We start from the raw sequence: 18,075 nt of genomic DNA, 5'->3' as shown, positions 1-18,075 counted from the left end.
TCAGCTCTCCCACATCGGAATTCGTACGTCCCGATCCCGGGCGACGGTCTCGGCCTCCGGATATCCGGCGTCCACGTGCCGCAGCACGCCCATGCCCGGATCGTTGGTCAGCACCCGATCGATCTTCTGCGCGGCCAGCGGCGTGCCGTCGGCGACGGTCACCTGGCCCGCGTGGATGGACCGGCCGATACCGACCCCGCCCCCGTGATGAATGGACACCCAGCTGGCCCCCGAGGCGGTATTGACCAGCGCATTGAGCAGCGGCCAGTCGGCGATGGCGTCGGACCCGTCGGCCATGGCCTCGGTCTCCCGGTACGGGGAGGCCACCGAACCGCAGTCGAGGTGGTCGCGGCCGATCACGATCGGGGCGGAAACCTCACCCCGGGACACCATCTCGTTGAACCGCACCCCGGCGTCCCGGCGTTCGCCGTAGCCGAGCCAACAGATGCGGGCGGGCAGGCCCTGAAAGGCGACCCGCTCCCCCGCCAGCCGGATCCAGCGCGCGAGGGATTCGTTTTCCGGGAACAGCTCGAGCATGGCGCGATCGGTGGCGGTGATATCGGCGGGATCGCCCGACAGCGCCACCCAGCGGAACGGCCCCTTGCCCTCGCAGAACAGCGGCCGGATGTAAGCGGGCACGAAGCCGGGGAAGTCGAAGGCGCGCTCGTAGCCCGCGAGTTTCGCCTCACCCCGGATCGAGTTGCCGTAGTCGAAGACCTCCGCGCCCCGATCGAGGAACCCGACCATCGCCCCGACGTGCAACGCCATGGAATCCCGTGCGCGGCGGGTGAATTCGTCCGGCTTGCGGCTCGCGTAGTCGTCCCAGTCCTCCAGCGCGATGCCGATCGGGAGATACGTGAGCGGGTCGTGCGCGGAGGTCTGATCGGTGACAACGTCCACCTCGACCTCGCGGCGCAGCAACTCCGGCAGCACCTCGGCGGCATTGCCGATCACACCCACCGACAGCGGCCGCCGGGCCGCCTTGGCCGCCAGCACGCGGTGCAGCGCGTCGTCGAGGTCGTCGGCGATCTCGTCGAGATACCGGGTCTCGACCCGCCGGCGCGCATGTCCCGCATCGCATTCCACGCACAGGGCCACCCCGCCGTTCATGGTGACGGCGAGCGGTTGCGCGCCGCCCATGCCGCCGAGACCCGCGGTGAGGGTGAGGGTTCCGGCGAGGCTGCCGCCGAACCGCTTGGCCGCCACCGCCGCGAAGGTCTCGTAGGTGCCTTGCAGAATGCCCTGGGTGCCGATGTAGATCCACGACCCGGCGGTCATCTGCCCGTACATGGTGAGCCCGGCCGCCTCCAGCCGCCGGAACTCCGGCCAATTCGCCCAGTCCGGAACCAGATTCGAGTTGGCCAGCAGCACTCGCGGAGCCCACTCGTGGGTGCGTAGCACTCCCACCGGCCGACCGGATTGCACCAGCAGCGTCTCGTCCTCGCGCAGGTCCAGCAGGGTGCGGGAGATGGCCTCGAAACTCGGCCAGTCCCGCGCCGCCCGCCCGGTCCCGCCGTAGACGACGAGATCCTGCGGCCGCTCGGCGACGTCGGGATCGAGGTTGTTGTGCAGCATGCGCCACGCGGCCTCGGTCTGCCAGCTGCGCGCGGTGAGCGTGGATCCGCGAGCCGCCCGGACTGTCCTGGTCATGAGGAAACCCCTTGCTGTGCACTGGCAGAACCATCGATCAGGTGATCCGCGGCCCCCGAGCGCACCAGCTCGACGACGGCGGCGATATCGGGCGCGAGATGCCGATCCGGCCCGGGCCCGGGCACCCGCTCGCGCACCAGATCCCGCAGCGCGCCGGTGACCGGTGCGGGCGAGAGTGGAGCCCGGAAGTCCAATGCCCTTGCGGCGGTGAGCAGTTCGATCGACAGCACGGTGGTGAGCCCCTCGACCGCACGCCGCAGCTTGCGCGCCGCGGCCCACCCCATGGACACGTGATCCTCCTGCATGGCGCTGGAGGGAATCGAATCCACCGACGCCGGAACGGCATACCGCTTCAGCTCCGACACCACCCCGGCCTGCGTGTACTGCGCGATCATGTACCCGGAGTCCACGCCCGGATCGGCGGCCAGGAAGGCGGGCAGCCCGTGCGAGCGGTGCACGTCGAGCATGCGGTCGGTGCGCCGCTCGGCAATGCTCGCCACATCCGCGACGGCGATGGCCAGGAAGTCGAGCACATAGCCCACCGGCGCACCGTGGAAGTTGCCGTTGGACTCCACCCGCCCGTCCGCCAGCACCACGGGATTGTCGATGGCGGAAGCCAATTCGCGCTCCGCGACCAGCGAGGCGTGGCTGAGCGTGTCCCGCGCCGCCCCGTGCACCTGCGGCGCGCAGCGCAGCGAATACGCGTCCTGCACGCGCGGGCAGTCCTCGCCCCGGTGGCTGGCCACGATCTCCGATCCGGCCAGCGCCGCTCGCATGCGCGCCGCCGCCACCGCCTGCCCGGGATGTGGTCGCAGCTGCTGCAGATCCGCCGCGAACACCCGATCGGTGCCCAGCTGCGCCTCCACGCTCATGGCGGCGGTCAGATCGGCCAGATCGAACAGCCGGTGCAGATCCTCGATCGCCAGCACGAGCATGCCCAGCATGCCGTCGGTGCCGTTGGTGAGCGCCAGACCTTCCTTCTCCGCCAGGACGATCGGCGTCAGCCCGGCTTCCGCGAGCGCTGCCGCGATGGGCCGTGGCCCGTCCGGGCCCAGTACCGAGCCCTCACCCATCAACGCCAGCGCCACCGCGGCCAGCGGCGCGAGATCGCCCGAACAGCCCAGCGAACCGTATTCCGGCACCACCGGAGTCAGGCCGCTGTCGAGCAGCCCGGCCAGTGCCCGCGCGGTCTCCGGCCGCACCCCGGTGTGACCGGACAGCAGGGTGCGCAGCCGCAGCAGCATCATGGCCCGGACCACCTCGGGCTCCACGGGTGTGCCCGCCCCGGCGGCATGCGAGCGAATCAGGGAGCGCTGCAGGTCGGTTCGCCGATCCGGGGGGATGTGCCGCAGCGCGAGCGCACCGAATCCGGTGGACACTCCGTAGACGGGCCGGTCGCTGTGCGCGAGTTCGTCGATGTGCCGCCGCACCCGTGCCAGCCCGGCCAGCGCATCCGGGTCCAACTCCACGGCGGCCCCGTGCCGCGCCACCGCCAGCACCGCCGCCCGGCTCAGGGATCCCGCTCCCACCGGCACCCGCTCGATCCCGATTCGCGTCATGCGCACCATTCCAGCGCGTTCGGCCGTCGAGATCGAGCACCCACGGCCGGGTTTCGTCTGGTATTTCAGACAGTATGGGCGGTGAGATTCCCGCGCTCCGGCGCGGCCTGCGGGTACTGGACCTGCTCGCGCAACGCCCACACCCGGTGCCCGCCGCCCTCATCGCCCGCACCCTGAGCCTCCCCCGATCCACCACGTATCAGCTGCTCAACGAGTTGCGCGTGGCCGGATACGTGACCTATCTGGCGGCCGAACGCAAGTACGGACTCGGGCTCGCCGCTTTCGAACTCGGTGCCGCCTACCTGCGCCAGGACCCCCTGGAACGGGTAGCCGCGCCACTGCTACGCGGCCTGGTCGACACCGCGGGCGGGACCGGGCATCTGGGCGTCCTGCACGGCAACGAATCCCTGTACCTGATCGAACAGCGCCCGGCCCGCCCGCAGACCCTGGTCACCGATGTCGGGGTGCGACTGCCCGCGCACCTGACCGCGACCGGCCGCGCCATGCTCGCCCAGCTGACACCCGCCCATGTGCGTGCCCTGTTCCCCGGTCCGGCCGCTTTCCCAATGCGCACAGCGCGCGGTCCGCGCGATCTGCGGCGGTTGCGCGGCGTGCTGAAGGTCGAGCGCGAGCGCGGCTGGGCGGTCGAAGACGGTTATGTCACAAGCGGTTTCGCCACCGTCGCGGCCGCGGTGTTCGATCACGGCGGCCATCCGATCGCCGCCATCGGACTCACCGTGCGGCATCACTGCGACGACCAAGACCATGGCGGACCACGCGAAACCCCGCAGGGCCCGGCCGAATCCACTGAATGCGGACATTTCTGGCCCGAAATCGCAGCTCCCGTGCGGGCTGTCGCGGCCGCGCTCACCGCCGCCATCGGCGGCCGCCCGCCGCGGTGAAGTTCCCCCATCCCGATCGATCGCCCGCATCGAATCCCCGGCTGAGCCGCACGCTTTCCACAGGCCCACCGATCTTCAGCCAGGTTCGGCGAATGCGCAGGTCGCGGAACATCGTGCGGGGTATCGTCATTCGCCAGAACATAGCCCGACTCGGAACCGCTCCTGGGAAGGGATCCGGTGACGCCGACAGCGAGCATCGCCACTACACCCGCACGCGACTCGGTCACGGGCCCTCGAGGTGGTGGCGGGCGCGGTCGCCGACAATGCCGCGGAAGTCTAACTCAGCCAAGGGAATTCAAATCATGCGCACCTCGTTACGGGCGCTGGCCGTGTGTGCGGCCGCGACCCTAATGTCCCTGACCCCGAGTCCGGCCCACGCCGATCGGCCGGCGCACGGCTGCCGGGATGTTGGTTTCCCGGTGCCACAGGGCACCATCGCGGGGACGCTGTGCCTGCCCGACCAACCCACCGACGCGGTCATGATTCTGATGCCGGGCTCCAACTACAACCATGTCTATTGGGACTTTCCATATCAACCGGACACGTACAACTTCCGGCAGGCCATGAACAGGGCCGGATACGCGACGCTGGTGGCGGATCGACTTGGCAACGGCGCGAGTAGCCGACCGTTCAGTCTCTCCCTCACGGCCACCGCCACCGCCGACGCCCTGCACATCATGGTGCAGGCCCTGCGCGCCGGGTTGGCGGGCAACCAGCCCTTCACCAAGGTCGTCACCGCAGGGCACTCACTGACCTCCGGCACCTCCGTCATGGAGGCCACCGACCACCACGACGTCGACGGTGTCCTGCTCACCGGCTACTCGCACGCCCTCAGCGTGCCGGACGTGCTCGGCGTCATCGCGACCTACTATCCCGCCGTCGACGATCCCGAATTCGCCGGGCGCGGTTACGATTCCAGCTATCTGGTGTCGCGCCCCGGCAGCCGCGCGGCCGACTTCTACGGGATCGATCCCGATCCGCAGGTGGTCGCTCTCGACGAGGCCACCAAGGAGACGTTCTCCCTCACCGAGTATCCCGACGGCCTGCGGTCCACCCTGCCCGGCATGTCCAGCCTGATCGACGTTCCGGTCCTCGTCGCGGACGGCAGCCGCGACCGTCTGTCCTGCGGACCGGATTTCGATATCTGCACCGACACCCCGACCCTGTACGCGGCCGAACAACCCTACTTCTCGCCCGCCGCGCGGCTGCGCACCTTCGTGCTCCCCGGCAGCGGCCACGCCGTCAATCTGGCGCCCAACACCCGCGATTACCAGGCCGCGGTCATCGATTGGATGAAGTCGGTCGTGGGTTGAGATCCGCCCGGCGGGTGGCCGCGAGGGGCAGGGCGATGTCCTCGAGCGAGCGACCCTCCGCGTCCACCGCCAGGAAGTGCGCGACCAGTCCACCGCCGATCATGACGGCCGCGCCGAGCAGGTAGCCGAGGAACAGCCGCACCGGATGCGCGCCGTCACCGATGAGCGCACCGTAGACGACGGGGCCGAGCGCGCCGAAACACTGTGCGATGGCGAAGAATACGGCGATCGCCTTGGCCCGGACTTCCAGGGGGAAGATCTCGCTCACGGTGAGATACGCGGAGCTCGCGCCCGCCGAAGCGAAGAAGAAGATGACGCACCAGCACACCGTCTGGGTGATGGCGTTCAAAGCACCCGCGTAGAACAGTACCGCCGAAATCGCCAGCAGCGCACCGGAAAGAATGTAGGTGCCCGAGATCATGCGGCGGCGGCCGATGGTGTCGAAGAGATGCCCGATGGTGAGCGGGCCGAGCAGGTTGCCGACCGCGAAGGCGATCAGATACAGCGGCGTCGATTCCGACGGCACCCCGTAGAACTTGCCGAGCACCAGCGTGTAGGTGAAGAAGATCGCGTTGTACAGGAACGACTGACTGATCATCAGGCTCGCACCGAGAATCGCGCGATCGGGGTACTCGCGGAACAGCACTCGCGTCAGGGCCAGATAGCCGATGCGATCGGCGGGCTTGACCTCCAGGACCCGGGACTCGTCCACCGGAGGCAGTGCCACCCCGGTCGCCGCGACCTCCCGTTCGATCTCCTCGATCGACTCCTCGGCGTCCCGCGCCCGCCCGTGCATGATCTGCCAGCGCGGACTCTCCGGAAGATGGCGGCGCACCAGCAGAATCACCAGGCCCAGCACCGGGCCGATGAGGAAGCCCAGCCGCCAGCCCAGCGACGGATTCAGGTGATTGAGCAGGATATAGGTGCCGAGCGTGCCGATAATCGCTCCGGCCCAATAGGTTCCGTTCACCGCGATATCCACCCGACCGCGATAGCGCGCCGGAATCAGCTCGTCGATGGCCGAATTGATGGCCGCGTACTCGCCGCCGATGCCCATGCCCGCGATGAACCGCGTGGCGTACAGGAAGGCCACCCAGCCCGCCCCACTGCCCAGCGTGGCCGCGGTGAGCCCGCTGCCGAGCAGATACACACCCAGTGTGACGAGGAACAGTTTGCGCCGCCCCAGCCGATCCGAGAGATTGCCGAACACCAGCGCGCCGACCACCTCACCGGCCAGGTACACCGTCGCGATCAGGCCGACCGCGGCCGAGGACAGGTGCAGGGTCTCGGTTTTGGTGAGCGTGTCGGCGACCGCGCTGGCCACCGTGATCTCGAGACCGTCCAGAATCCACGCCACCCCCAGCGCGGCCACCAGCCGGGTGTGGAATCTCGACCACGGCAATCGATCGATCCGGGCGGGCACCAGGGTCCGCACCACTCCTGCGTCGAGCACCTCCGACATCGCAACTCCTGAGTCCGATTCCGCGTCCTCTGCCTACCCATCGACTGCCCGGGCAAACGATAGAGCACCGTGCGAAGCTCACCGCTCAACTGCGAGGATGCGGGTCGGTCGGTTCTGATGCCCGGGTCCGGAACGCGAGCGGGGTGATCCCGGCGCGCAGCTGAAAGTACTTGGAGAAGTTGGACGCATCGTCGAATCCGAGATCCTCGGCAATGCGCGCCACCGGATCCCGGCCGTGCACCAGTGCCCGCTTGGCCTCGAGCACGATGCGTTCGTCGATGAGCTGCTTGGCGCTCAGGCCGGTGTTCTCGCGAGCCAGCCGATTCAGGGTGCGGGTGGAGTAGCCCAGGCGCGCGGCGTAATCGGCCACCTGATGCCAGGTGGCGAAACGGGACTCCAATTCCTCACGGAACCAGACGAACGCCTCGCGTGTCGGTGCCCGATGGCGGTCGGCGTCGGCGGGGGTGGCCAGCATGAGCAGCAGCAGTGCGGCGGTCAGCAGCCGCACGCGGGCCGCGGATCGAATCTTGCTGTCGGAGAGGGCATCAGCAGGGTCGGTGACCGCGAACAATGCGTCGAGCGCCGTCGAGGCGGGATGCCCGTCGAGCGCGACCGCCGGCCAATGCGCGGGTGTGCGCACGTCCGCGGCCCGGATCCGGTCGCGGGCATCGGAATCCACCACCGCCGGGGTGAACAGCGCCAGCGGGCCCTCGATATCGGCGATCGTGCCCCACTGATGCACCTGGCCCGCACGGATCCACAACACGTCACCGGGTGCGAGCGCGTAGTCGGTGAAGTCGACCCGGTGCCGGGCCGTCCCCGCCTCGATGCGGATGAGCAGATCGAAATCCAGTCGCTGCGCGGTCAGGAATTCGTCCGGACCGCCACGTTCACGAATCCCGGCCAGCGAATTGAGCTCGATCTCACCGATCACGTCCGCCGGCGGCGAGTAGCGGACGGGCCGGATGCCCGGTTCGGCGGTGTGTCCCATTTTCACCATTCTATGTCCCGGGCGGACCGTGCAAAGCCCAGTACGCGACCATAGATTTCATGTCATAGCAATAACCCATGACCAGACAGGGAGAAGGCAATGACCGCACTCGACTACCGGATCTTCGACTCCGCCGACGCCTCGCTGAACAAGACCAGCGTGCTGGTGACCGGCCCGACCGAGGCGATCGTGGTGGACGCCGGATTCACCCGGGCCGACGGGCACCGCATCGCGGCCGAGGTCCTCGACTCCGGCAAACGCCTCACCACCGTCCTGGTCACCGCGGGCGATCCCGACTTCTACTTCGGCGCGGAGGTCATCGCCGATGCCTTCCCCGAGACCCGGTTCCTGGCCCCCGCCGACGTGATCGACCACATCCGGCACAGCTACGCGGGCAAGCTGCAGGCCTGGGCGCACCTCGGCGCGAACCTGCCCACCCGGCTGGTCGACATCGCCGCCCTGACCACCGACACGGTCACCGTGGACGGCACGCCCCTCGAAATCCGCCGCGGCAGCGACGCGCTCGGCGACCGCGCCTGGTACGTCTACGAACCGATCGGCCGCGCCCTGCTCGGCGGCGTGCTGCTGTTCGAGGGCCTGCACGTCTGGACCGCCGACAGCGCCACGACCGAACTGCGGGCCGCCTGGATCCATGCCCTCGACGAGCTCGAGGCCCTCGATCCGGCCTTCGTGGCCGCCGGGCACCGCGCCGCCGGGACCCCGACCGACCACACCGCCATTCGCCACACCCGCGAGTACCTGCGGTTCTTCGAGAAGGCCGTGGCCGACGCCCCGGACGCCGCCACCGCCGAGGCCACCCTGCTCGCCGCCTACCCCGACGCCGGGCTGCGCATTGCCGCGAATCTCGGCACCAAGGTCGCCAAGGGAGAAATGACATGGGGCTGAACCAGATCGACGAATCCCCGGCCGCGGTGGTGCGCCGCCAGTACCTCGCCTCCGCGGCGGGTGACCTGGACGCGCTGCGCGCCACCCTGGCCCCCGATGTGGAATGGACCGAGATGGCCGGATTCCCGCTCGCCGGGACCTACCGCACGCCCGAAGGCGTGACGGCCGCGGTCATGGAGCGACTCGGGCAGGAGTGGAAGGGCTGGACCGCACACGACGACACCTACGTGGTGGACGGCGAGAACGTGGTCGTGCTGGCCCGCTACACCGCCACCCACAAGGCCACCGGGAAGCCGCTGAATGTGCGTGTGGCACACCACTTCACGGTGCGCGGCGGGCTGATCGTCCGCTTCGAGCAGTTCGTCGATACCGCCCTGGTCCGCGACGCCGCCACCGCCTGACGGCCGAGCGAATACCTACTGGCCCGAATATTCCATCATGAGTTTCTCGGAGGTTGTGGCTAGCATCGGCGTTCGTGCGTTCAGTTTCCGGGGGAAATTTCCAAATCAAACTGATCGCCCTCATCTCGGGGGTGCTCGGTGTCGTGCTGGCGGTACTTACGCCGTTGCTGCCGGTTCGGCAGGATCGGGCGAGTATCGATTGGCCGCAGGCGCAAGCGGTACAGGTGACCGCGCCGCTGGTGGACTATGTGCCGCTGTCGGTGGATGTGCGGGTGCCGTGCGTGGTTCTGCAGGATGTGCCGAGCGGGACCGTGCTGGCCACCGTTCCGGCGCAGGCGCAGGGCGGGGACACCAAGGGACTGATCGCGCGCATCGAGGACAAGCCGGGGAGCGGGCGGACGCTGTCGGTGATGCTGCGCGGGATTCCGCTGCTCACCGCGTCGGTGTTCGAAATGACCGGGGTGGGAACGGCTTCCGATCCGGCGGTCGCCACGCCGGCCAACGGGACACCGTCCGCCACACCGACACCTAGCGCGACCCCGGCACCGAGCGCGACGCCGACACCAGGTGCGAATCCGTCTGTGGGAGCGACACCTCCGCCCGGCTCGACACCTCCTCCGGGTGCAACGCCTCCACCCGGCTCCACACCTCCTCCGGGTGCTACGCCGCCGCCAGGTTCCACACCGCCCCCGGGGGCAACGCCTCCACCCGGCTCCACACCGCCCCCAGGCGCAACACCGCCGCCAGGTAGCACGCCACCTGCCGACGCGCCCGCGCCTCCGGCGAGTAGCACCGATCTAGGCACCGCCGCACCGGGTAGCCCGGGCGCGGGGGCCGTGCCGCCCGCGAGCCCGGCGCAGCACACGGGTTGCAGTGCGCTCGTGGTGCATTCGACGGCCGCCGCCACCACCGCCGAACTGACCGGACTGAAACGTCCCGACGGCTCCCCGATGCGGACCACCCTCGACAAGGATGTGCGCCCCCAGATCGTCGGCGTGTACACCGATCTCGACCGCACCCGGCTCAGCGATTCCCAGCTGCACGCGGACATCGATTCGCGGTTCTCGTCGAGTCCGACCGCGCTGAAACTGGCGGCCATGGCGGGCGCGGCGCTGTGCACCCTGATCGCATTGGTCTGCCTGTACTTCATCGACGCCGCCGACGGCCGTCGCCGCCGACGGTTCCTGCCCGCGCGCTGGTGGCGGCTCACCCTCACCGACGCGGTGGTGCTGATCGTGCTCGGCGCGTGGCATGTGATCGGGGCCAACACTTCCGACGACGGCTACATCCTCACCATGGCGCGGGTGTCCAAGTTCGCCGGCTACACCGCCAACTACTACCGCTGGTACGGGGTCGCGGAAGCACCCTTCGGCTGGCCGTACGAACTGCTCGCGCAGATGACGCGGCTGTCGGACGCCAGCGTGTGGATGCGCACGCCCGCCCTGCTGGCCGCCGTGCTCTGCTGGTGGGTGATCAGCCGGGAAGTGCTGCCGCGCCTGGGTTCCCGCGTCCGCAGCGGGGCCGGTGCCCGCTGGACGGCCGCGCTGGTGTTCCTGGCCATGTGGCTGCCCTACAACAACGGTCTGCGCCCCGAACCCCTGATCGCCTTGGGCGCACTGCTGACCTGGTGCTCCATCGAGCGCGCGATCGCCACCCGGCGGCTGCTGCCCGCCGCCGTGGCGGTGCTGATCGCGGCGTTCTCGCTGGCCGCCGGTCCGTCCGGATTGATCTGTCTGGCCGCGCTTTTCGCCGGTTCCCGGCGTGTGCTGGCGATTCTGATCGCGCAGGTCCGCACCGAGTCCGACCGTGTGCTCGGGACTCTCGCGCGGGTCGCGCCGGTGCTGACGGCGGGCACGCTGGTGCTGACCGTCGTATTCGCGGATCAGACCTTCGCCTCGGTGCTGGAAGCCACCCGGGTGCGAAAACTGGTCGGCCCCAACCTGTCCTGGCCGGACGAACCCACCCGGTGGATCTCCCTGCTGTCGCTGACCCCGGACGGTTCGCTCTCGCGACGCTTCGGTGTGCTCGCCATGCTGTTGTGCCTGCTCGTGTGTTTCGCGGTGGTGTTGCGCAAGGGCGGCCGGATTCCGGATACCGCACGCGGACCGGTGGCCCGGGTGCTCGGCATCGCGGTCATGTCGCTGCTGCTCATGGCGTTCACCCCGACCAAGTGGACCCACCACTTCGGCGTCTACGCGGGCCTGGCCGCCGCGCTGGCGGCGGTGACCGCGGTCGCGGTGGGCGGCAACGGTATTCGGGTGCGGTATCTGCGTTCGCTGTTCGCGGCGGCGGTGCTGCTGCTGGTGGCGTTCTGCTTCACCGGCTCCAACGGCTGGTGGTACGTGTCCGGCTACGGGGTCCGCTGGCCCGATCGCGCGCCGCTGCTCGGCGGGACCAGTATCGCCTCGCTGATCTTCGGGCTGGGCGTGCTGTGCCTGCTCGTCGCGGCCTGGCAGTACTATCGCGAGCCCTACCGGGAAAAGACCTCCACCGCTGGGCCTTTCGACCGGATCGCCATCCGGCCGCTGACACTGGCCGCCGCGGTGCTGGTGCTGTTCGAGGTCGGCACGATGGCGTCGGCCGCCTGGTCGCAGTACCCGGCATACTCGGTCGCGCTGTCGAATCTGCGTGCCCTGCAAGGACATCCGTGTGCGCTGGCCGATGACGTGCTGGTGGAGGACAAGCCCGAGGACACACTGCTGTCGCCGGTCACCGGCACCGCTGCCGACGGACTCGCCGCCGACAACAGCGGCTTCACCGCCAACGGCGTCGGCGATCTCGCCCCCGAGGGCCCCGGCGGCAGCGGCGGTGGAAGCGGCGGTGGTCCGAAGCCGTCCACACCCCCGCCCGGCGGCGGCCCCGCCGACAAACCCAAGGCCGAGGCCGGAATCAACGGCAGCACCATCGCACTGCCCTACGGCCTGGATCCCAAACGCACTCCGATACTGGGCAGCTACAGCACCGGGCAGCCACAGCCCGCGCACCTCACCACGCAGTGGTATCGCCTGGACCTCGCTGCGGCACAGCAGGATTCCAGCTACCACGTGCTGATCCTGACCGCAGCCGGGCGCATCGCGGGCCAGGACCAGGGCCACCCGATCGACGGCGCACAGCTGCGGGTGGAATTCGCCCACCGCGCCGACGACGGCACCGTGCAAGCCCTCGGCGAGCTGGCCCCGCCGAACGTCGGCGGCGCACCCGGCTGGCGCAACCTGCCGATCGCCCTGGATCGAATTCCGGCCGGTACCAACGTGATTCGCCTCGTCGCCAAGACCGAAGACCCGACCGGCAAACAGTGGCTGGCCCTCACCCCGCCCCGACTGCCGCATCTGGTCACCCTCGACGCGAAGGTCGGCCACGACGATCCGGTGCTGACGGATTTCCATGTCGGCCTGGCCTTCCCTTGCCAGCACCCCCTCGATCACCGGGACGGCGTCGCCCAGCTCCCGGTCTGGCGCATCCTGCCCGACAAGCTCAACTCCCAGGTCTCCGAAAGCTGGGAGGGTGACGCGGGCGGTGGCCCGGTCGGCTGGAGCAATCTGCTGCTGAAATCCCAGCCCGTCCCCGCCTACCTGAACCACGATTGGACCCGCGACTGGGGCGAACTGCAACGCCTCACCCCTTACGTCGACGCGCCCGCCGCTACCGTCGACGTCCGGGTGGAGAACCGCTGGGGCTGGGTGAACGACACCCCGATCATGGCCGCCCCCGACCCGACCCAGACCCATTGACACCGCCTTGACCTGCTCACCATCACCCTGACCTGCGGAGGCTAGGAGGCTCAGGAATCTCCCGGCGGGCTCACAGGGTTGTCTGGACTCCGGGGCGCTGAATGGTCAGCGTGACCGCATCACTCCAGGACAATCCGCCAGTGGTTCCGCCGCCTCCCGCGGCCGCACAGACGACCGGACGCTTCGACGGCAAGACCGTCGAACGGGCCGGTCTGGCCGCGCTCCTAGTCGCGACGGCGGTGATGTATCTGTGGAACATCACCATCAATGGCATGGGCAATCAGTTCTACGCCGGGGCCGCCTGGGCCGGGTCGAAGAACTGGGAGGCCCTGCTGTTCGGGTCGCTGGATCCCGCGAACTTCATCACCGTCGACAAGCCGCCGGTGTCGCAGTGGGTGATGGGGTTGTCCGGGCAGATCTTCGGCTTCTCGAGCGCGAGCATGCTCGTGCCGCAAGCACTGATGGCGGTGGCCGCGGTCGGGCTGCTCTACGGCTCGGTGCGCCGGGTGACAGGCAGCCATTACACCGGGCTGTTCGCCGGTGCGGCGCTGGCATTGACGCCGGTGGCGGCGTTGATGTTCCGGTTCAACAATCCGGACGCGGTCATGGTGCTGCTCATGACGGCCGGGGCGTACGCCACCGTCCGCGCCCTCGAGCGCGCCTCGACCAAGTGGATTCTGCTGGCCGGAGTGGCACTCGGGTTCGCGTTCCTGGCCAAGATGCTCGAGGGTCTGATGGTGCTGCCCGCGCTCGGGGTGGTCTACCTCGTCGCCGCACCCAATCCGATCCGCACCCGGCTGCTGCAACTGGTCGGGGCGCTGGTCGCGCTGCTGGCATCCAGCGGCTGGTATGTGCTGGTCACGCTGCTGTGGCCGGCCTCGAGCCACCCGTACCTGGCCGGGTCGACCGACAACAACTTCATGAATCTGGTGCTGGGCTACAACGGCTTCGCCCGGGTGCTCGGCCGCAACCACCGCGGTGGCGGCACACCCCCCGACCCGAGCGCGGTCCCCACCCCGACGGCTGTTCCCGACCCGACCGCTGCCGCGGACGCGGCCGCACAGAACGGCCCGGGCGGACGCGGTGGCTTCGGCGGTTTCGGCGGCGGCCAGGTGCGCGGCGTGGAACGACTGTTCACCGGCGAATTCGGCTTCGAGATCGCCTGGCTGCTGCCGGCCGCACTGCTGGCACTGGTGCTGGTGCTGGTCTCGCGGGGCCGGGCGCCGCGCACCGACCTGGTGCGGGCGGGCGCGATCCTGTTCGGGCTGTGGATCATCATCGACGGGGCGGTGCTCAGCTACATGAGCGGCACCGTGCACCCGTACTACTGCCTCTCGATCGCACCGGCCGTGGCGGGCATGTTCGCCATCGGGATCCACGAGATGTGGGCCAAGCGCGACAGCCTCTTCGGTCGCGGCGGCCTGGCCGGGCTGGTGGCCACCACCGGGGTGTGGAGTTTCGTACTGCTGCACCGCAACAGCGGCTGGTTCCCCGAATTGCGCTGGGCGATCCTGGCTTTGACCGTTGTGGCGTGCGCGCTGATCCTGTTGCCGCAGGTTCGATCCAACCGGCGACTGGCGACGGCCGCGCTGGCGATCGGCCTGATCGCGAGCCTGGGTGGCACGGCCGCCTACTCCTTCGCCACCATCGCCACACCGCACAGCGGTGGCGGTCCGACCGTCGGACCGGCGGCCTCGGATCGTCGCGGCGGCGGCGGTTTCGGTGAGTCGCAGCCCAATCCGCAACTGGCGGCCCTGTTGCAGGGGTCCGATGCGACGTGGGCGGCGGCGGTCAACGGCTCCTCGGCCGCGGCCGGGCTGGAGTTGCAGACCGACAAGGCGGTCATGGCGATCGGTGGGTTCTCCGGGAGCGATCCCACGCCGACGCTGGCCGAGTTCCAGGCCGATGTGAAGGCCGGGAAGATCGGGTACTACATCGTGCAGAGCAACGGGCGTGGCGGAAACGGCGGAAATGCCAACGGCGGCAACGCGAACGGGCAGGGCAACGGCGGGAGCCAGCCGGGCGCGAACAACCAGGCCGGCGGTCGTGGACGCCAGGGCGATCCCGGCAACGAAGGCGGTCAGGGTGGCCAAGGCGGCAACCAGGGCGGCCAGGGCAACCAGGGTGGTGGGTTCGGCCGAAACCAGCACTCCGACATCACCAACTGGGTGACGGCGACCTTCAAGCCCCAGCAGGTCGGCAACACCACCGTGTACAAGCTGACCGGATACACCGGCTAGCGATTCAGCAGACGGGCGCTACCTTCATCATTGCCACACCATGGGCAGGAAGGTCAGCGCCCGTCACGCTGCCCGTGGTCGTTGTCGTGGTGTGGGTCCACAGGTCTCGGACCGTGTAGCAGGACGCCTGCCGCAATCCCACTGCGGCGGCGTCTGTTCCGATGGTCGCGGTGGTATCGCCGAAATTGAACATGGCGACCGCCACCGATCCATCGGCCAGAGTTCTGCGCAGGATGCGGGGATCGCCCGGGAGCCGGGTGGCCTGCACTACGGCCGGATCCTGGTCCACCGCAATGACATCCGTATTGGTCAGGACCGACCGGGTGTCCTCGCTCATGCTCCGCACATCGTTTCCGGCCAGCAGCGGCGCGGCGAGCATGGCCCACAGCGAGAAGTGCGCGCGCTGCTCATCGAGGGTGAGATTGCGGCTCGGCTCACGCAGTTGCGCGATCACCGTGGGCGAGATCTCCATCGACGACTCCAGCTGGATGATCTGTCGCGTGGTGAGGGTGCCGGTCAGTACCTCGACCGGGAATCCGTCCAGGTGTGTACCGATGAAATCGGTCAATTGCACACCGACGACCAGCATGTCGGGGTCGTTCCAGTAGCCGGGCCGGACCCGGCCGGACAACGGCTCGGCCGCCGCCAGCTGATCGGTCACGCCGAGAAACATTCCGCCATTGGAATTCTCGCCCCGATGATCGAGCAGATCGTTGTGCCACAACGGAATCAGGTCGCCGGCGGTGCGGCTCATATCGGCCACCGTAGACCAGTCGTACCCCGACCCCGCACCCGGATTCGCGGAACTGTTCGGATTGATGCTGTACACGATCCGACGCCCGGTGTGCCGCAAGGCGTCCCGCATGGCGGTGAATACCCGCACCTGCTCCCCCAGGTCGGCGTCATTGCGGCACCAATCGTATTTCAGCAGGTCGACGCCCCACGCCGCGAAGGTCTGCGCATCCGTGCTCTCGTGCCCGCCCGAGGCGTTCCCCGGCGCCTGCCCGCAGGTCTGGTTGTACGGACTGGAATACAGCCCGAGCAGCATCCCGCGCTGATGCGCGTACTCGGCGAGCGCAGCCATGCCGTGTGGGAATCGCACCGGATCCGCCCGCAACTTCCCGTCGCCGTCCCGCTGCGGCGCGGCCCAGCCCGCATCGAGGTCGACGTACCGGTACCCGGCATCCCGCATGCCGGAACTGACCATCGCATCGACGACCTCGTGAATATTGTTCTCCGTCAACGCGATTCCGGAGTTCCACGAGTTCCAGCCCAGCGGCGCGGCCACCATCCCGCTCACCCCGCCCGGCGCCGCGTCGTCCTGCGACCCGCATCCCGCCCCGCCGATCAGCACCATGCAGGCGAGGACCACCCCATACGCCAGCGCCCGCGATCGCACGTCGAGGGCCTCCTTCGGGTTCCGGTGCGCCTTCACAGCGCTTTCTCAGCGCCCGACAGGCAGTGTGGTCGCGTGACAAACCCTACGGCACTCACCAATTCGCCACTGCGCTCGCTGCCCGCCAAGGTTCCCCAGATCACGGCCCTGTTCTGGGTGATCAAGGTGCTTTCCACCGGGATGGGCGAAACCTTCTCCGACTTCCTCGTCAAGCATCTGAATCCCGCACTCGCCGTGGGCGGCGCACTGGCCGCCTTCGTCATCGCCCTGGTGATCCAATTCCGCAGTCCCCGATACCAGGTCTGGACCTACTGGACCGCGGTGGTCATGGTGGCGATCTTCGGCACCATGGTCGCCGACATCGTCGATTTCGTCATCGGCATCCCCCTCGCCGTCTCCAGCCTGGTGTTCGCGGCCCTGCTCGCCGGCGTCTTCGGCCTCTGGTACCGCACCGAGGGCACCCTGGACGTGCACACCATCAACACCCGCCGCCGCGAAGGCTTCTACTGGACCACCGTCATGGTCACCTTCGCCCTGGGCACCGTCCTCGGCGACTTCACCGCCGCCGCACTGCACCTCGGCTACCTGCTCTCCACCGTCCTGTTCGCGGTAGCGATCGCGGTCCCCGCCCTGGCCTGGCGCTACACCGGCCTCAACCCGGTCATCGCCTTCTGGGCCGCCTACGTGGTCACCCGCCCCCTGGGCGCGTCGATGACCGACTGGTTCGCCTCCGACCGCAGCGACGGCCTGAACCTCGGCACCGGCTGGGTAACCCTCGCCGCCACCCTCCCCATGCTGGCCCTCATCGCCCTACTGAACCGCCGCTCGCGGTCGGCCTGATCACTTGCGCCAGAAGAAGTGGTGCGTCACTCCGCTCGGGCTCGGGATCTGTTCGAGGTGGAAGCGGTCGGTCAGCTCGTCGGGGCTGCTCCACAGTCGTTCGCCGTGGCCGAGTTCGACCGGGGCGACCGCGATGTGCAGTGGATCGATGAGGTCGGCGTCGATGAATTCCCGGATCGTGGCGACCCCGCCGCCGATCCGTACATCCTTGCCGTCGGCCGCCGCGAGCGCCTGCGCCAGCGCTTCCTTCGGTGATGCGTCGAGGAAGTGGAAGGTGGTCTCCCCCAGCGTGATCGAGGGGCGGGTGTGGTGGGTAAGCACGAATACCGGCGTATGGAAGGGCGGTTCGTCTCCCCACCAGCCCTGCCAGTCGAGGTTCTCCCACGGCCCGCGCTGCGGCCCGAACTTGCCGCGCCCCATGATCTCCGCACCGACATTGCGATGCCATTCCCTCGTGCAGTAGTCGTCGAGTCCGTAGGTGCCGCCCGGTTCGGTGCGAGTGGGCGCGTGCGCGGTAGCCCCCGACCACGCGAACAGCGCCGTGTGATCCGCATCGCCGAAGGGCCGTTCGAAGCTCGGCTCCGACCCCGATCCGTACCCGTCGCTGGAGATATTGAAGTTGTGAACCCGCACCACCTGCGCCATCGACACTCCTTCTGATCGCCACCTGCAAACAGTCCCGGA

The 18,075-nt window shown here is 69.0% G+C and carries 13 protein-coding genes; 7 read left to right on the top strand and 6 right to left on the bottom strand.

The genetic code is table 11. From position 1 onward, the window contains the following. Both hutU and hutH read right to left on the bottom strand, forming a co-directional pair. Entirely contained in the window at positions 1-1,650 is a 1,650-nt protein-coding gene (gene hutU, locus ACFXHA_RS26865) for a urocanate hydratase (RefSeq protein WP_379361398.1), read from the bottom strand. Further along, complete coding sequence (hutH, locus tag ACFXHA_RS26860) at positions 1,647-3,209, bottom strand: histidine ammonia-lyase (protein WP_379361397.1); 1,563 nt, start codon at positions 3,207-3,209, stop codon at positions 1,647-1,649. The genes hutU and hutH overlap by 4 nt, the downstream gene beginning before the upstream one ends. Before the next feature lie 74 nt (positions 3,210-3,283). Here hutH and ACFXHA_RS26855 point away from each other — a divergent pair, with 74 nt between their 5' ends. Next, positions 3,284-4,111 (top strand): IclR family transcriptional regulator, encoded by an 828-nt coding sequence (locus ACFXHA_RS26855; RefSeq protein ID WP_379361395.1) that lies wholly within the window; start codon positions 3,284-3,286, stop codon positions 4,109-4,111. Positions 4,112-4,413: 302 nt separating this feature from the next. Next, complete coding sequence (locus tag ACFXHA_RS26850; RefSeq protein WP_379361393.1) at positions 4,414-5,424, top strand: alpha/beta hydrolase; 1,011 nt, start codon at positions 4,414-4,416, stop codon at positions 5,422-5,424. On the opposite strand, the gene ACFXHA_RS26845 is transcribed toward ACFXHA_RS26850, so the two are convergent. Together ACFXHA_RS26845 and ACFXHA_RS26840 are read right to left on the bottom strand one after the other, a co-directional pair. Continuing rightward, the gene (locus tag ACFXHA_RS26845) at positions 5,393-6,886 is read right to left on the bottom strand and encodes an MFS transporter (protein WP_379361391.1); all 1,494 of its coding nucleotides are present in this window, start codon (positions 6,884-6,886) and stop codon (positions 5,393-5,395) included. The genes ACFXHA_RS26850 and ACFXHA_RS26845 overlap by 32 nt on opposite strands. A gap of 85 nt (positions 6,887-6,971) precedes the next feature. Beyond that, on the bottom strand, positions 6,972-7,877 hold the full coding sequence (locus tag ACFXHA_RS26840; protein WP_379361389.1) for a helix-turn-helix domain-containing protein: 906 nt from the start codon (positions 7,875-7,877) through the stop codon (positions 6,972-6,974). Between the two features lie 99 nt (positions 7,878-7,976). Here ACFXHA_RS26840 and ACFXHA_RS26835 point away from each other — a divergent pair, with 99 nt between their 5' ends. From ACFXHA_RS26835 to ACFXHA_RS26820, 4 genes are all read left to right on the top strand, one after another. Then, positions 7,977-8,783 carry an MBL fold metallo-hydrolase gene (locus tag ACFXHA_RS26835; protein ID WP_379361388.1) on the top strand — a complete coding sequence of 269 codons (807 nt, stop codon included), beginning with the start codon at positions 7,977-7,979 and terminating at the stop codon, positions 8,781-8,783. Further along, positions 8,774-9,184: a nuclear transport factor 2 family protein gene (locus tag ACFXHA_RS26830; RefSeq protein WP_379361386.1), complete on the top strand. Its 411-nt coding sequence runs from the start codon at positions 8,774-8,776 to the stop codon at positions 9,182-9,184. The genes ACFXHA_RS26835 and ACFXHA_RS26830 overlap by 10 nt, the downstream gene beginning before the upstream one ends. Before the next feature lie 74 nt (positions 9,185-9,258). Continuing rightward, positions 9,259-12,915 carry an arabinosyltransferase domain-containing protein gene (locus ACFXHA_RS26825; protein ID WP_379361384.1) on the top strand — a complete coding sequence of 1,219 codons (3,657 nt, stop codon included), beginning with the start codon at positions 9,259-9,261 and terminating at the stop codon, positions 12,913-12,915. Positions 12,916-13,016: 101 nt separating this feature from the next. After that, entirely contained in the window at positions 13,017-15,155 is a 2,139-nt protein-coding gene (locus tag ACFXHA_RS26820; protein WP_379361382.1) for an ArnT family glycosyltransferase, read from the top strand. Between the two features lie 4 nt (positions 15,156-15,159). Here ACFXHA_RS26820 and ACFXHA_RS26815 read toward each other — a convergent pair whose 3' ends face one another. Next, positions 15,160-16,590, bottom strand: a complete 1,431-nt coding sequence (locus ACFXHA_RS26815) for a glycoside hydrolase family 27 protein (RefSeq protein WP_379361380.1) — start codon at positions 16,588-16,590, stop codon at positions 15,160-15,162. Positions 16,591-16,626: 36 nt separating this feature from the next. On the opposite strand from ACFXHA_RS26815, the gene ACFXHA_RS26810 reads away from it, so the two are divergent. Further along, on the top strand, positions 16,627-17,391 hold the full coding sequence (locus ACFXHA_RS26810; protein WP_379361378.1) for a hypothetical protein: 765 nt from the start codon (positions 16,627-16,629) through the stop codon (positions 17,389-17,391). Here the strand turns inward: ACFXHA_RS26810 and ACFXHA_RS26805 are convergent, their stop codons facing one another. Continuing rightward, on the bottom strand, positions 17,392-18,036 hold the full coding sequence (locus ACFXHA_RS26805; protein WP_379361376.1) for a dihydrofolate reductase family protein: 645 nt from the start codon (positions 18,034-18,036) through the stop codon (positions 17,392-17,394). It abuts the gene before it with no gap. Positions 18,037-18,075: the final 39 nt, after the last annotated feature.

Source organism: Nocardia sp. NPDC059240, assembly GCF_042753865.1.
Lineage (GTDB): Bacteria > Actinomycetota > Actinomycetes > Mycobacteriales > Mycobacteriaceae > Nocardia.
The sequence above is the reverse complement of the archived record's forward strand: the minus strand, read 5'-3'. Positions and strand labels throughout refer to the sequence as shown.

Bases quoted from the DNA above. Each gene is read 5' to 3' on its own strand.
- ACFXHA_RS26805 (WP_379361376.1), bottom strand. From the start codon at position 18,036: ATGGCGCAGGTGGTGCGGGTTCACAACTTCAATATCTCCAGCGACGGG.
- ACFXHA_RS26830 (WP_379361386.1), top strand. From the start codon at position 8,774: ATGGGGCTGAACCAGATCGACGAATCCCCGGCCGCGGTGGTGCGCCGC.
- ACFXHA_RS26840 (WP_379361389.1), bottom strand. From the start codon at position 7,877: ATGGGACACACCGCCGAACCGGGCATCCGGCCCGTCCGCTACTCGCCG.
- ACFXHA_RS26835 (WP_379361388.1), top strand. From the start codon at position 7,977: ATGACCGCACTCGACTACCGGATCTTCGACTCCGCCGACGCCTCGCTG.
- hutH (WP_379361397.1), bottom strand. From the start codon at position 3,209: ATGACGCGAATCGGGATCGAGCGGGTGCCGGTGGGAGCGGGATCCCTG.
- ACFXHA_RS26850 (WP_379361393.1), top strand. From the start codon at position 4,414: ATGCGCACCTCGTTACGGGCGCTGGCCGTGTGTGCGGCCGCGACCCTA.
- ACFXHA_RS26820 (WP_379361382.1), top strand. From the start codon at position 13,017: ATGGTCAGCGTGACCGCATCACTCCAGGACAATCCGCCAGTGGTTCCG.
- ACFXHA_RS26845 (WP_379361391.1), bottom strand. From the start codon at position 6,886: ATGTCGGAGGTGCTCGACGCAGGAGTGGTGCGGACCCTGGTGCCCGCC.
- hutU (WP_379361398.1), bottom strand. From the start codon at position 1,650: ATGACCAGGACAGTCCGGGCGGCTCGCGGATCCACGCTCACCGCGCGC.
- ACFXHA_RS26855 (WP_379361395.1), top strand. From the start codon at position 3,284: ATGGGCGGTGAGATTCCCGCGCTCCGGCGCGGCCTGCGGGTACTGGAC.